The 689-nt window shown below is 71.8% G+C and carries 1 protein-coding gene; it reads left to right on the plus strand.

All coding sequences use genetic code 11. The annotated features are described in order from the left end of the window. Positions 1-689: ERAP1-like C-terminal domain-containing protein (locus EHS43_RS45530; RefSeq protein ID WP_185806694.1), on the plus strand; the 689-nt coding region annotated here is incomplete at both ends.

Below are 689 nucleotides of genomic sequence, written 5' to 3' on the forward strand. Positions count from 1 at the left end.
CTCCTACGCCAAGGGCGCCTCCGCCCTGCGCCAACTGGTGACCTGGCTCGGCGAGAAGGACTTCCTCGCCGGCATCAACACCCACTTCACCCGCCACCGCTTCGCCAACGCCGCCCTCGCCGACTTCATCGACTCCCTCGCCTCCGCCACCGAACGCGACGTCCACGCCTGGGCCGACACCTGGCTGCGCACCACCGGCGTCGACACCCTGCGGCCCGTCGTCACCCGCGGCGAGGAAGGCACGTACACCCTCCAGGTCGAGCACAAGGGCAGCCGCCCGCACCGCATCGCCGTCGGCCTCTACGACCTCGACGTCGCCGACGAAGGCCGCCACCTCGTGCTGCGCGACCGCCTCGACCTCGACGTGCCGCAGAGCACCCCGCAGCCCATCGGCAAGCGCCCCACCCTCCTGCTCCTCAACGACGGCGACCTGACCTACGCCAAGGTCCGCTTCGACACAGAGTCCTTCAAAGCGGTCACCGAGTGCCTCTCCGGCCTGCCCTCGCCCCTGACCCGCGCCGTCGTCTGGAACGCCCTGCGCGACGCGGTCCGCGACGGCGAACTGCCGCCCACCGCCTACCTGGACGTGGCCCGCGCCCACCTCCCGCACGAGACCGACCTCGCCCTCGTCCAGGGCGTCCTCGCCTTCGCCTCCACCTACGTCGCCGACCGCTACACCACCCCCGAAC

The organism is Streptomyces sp. RP5T (assembly GCF_003933965.1).
Classification (GTDB): domain Bacteria; phylum Actinomycetota; class Actinomycetes; order Streptomycetales; family Streptomycetaceae; genus Streptomyces.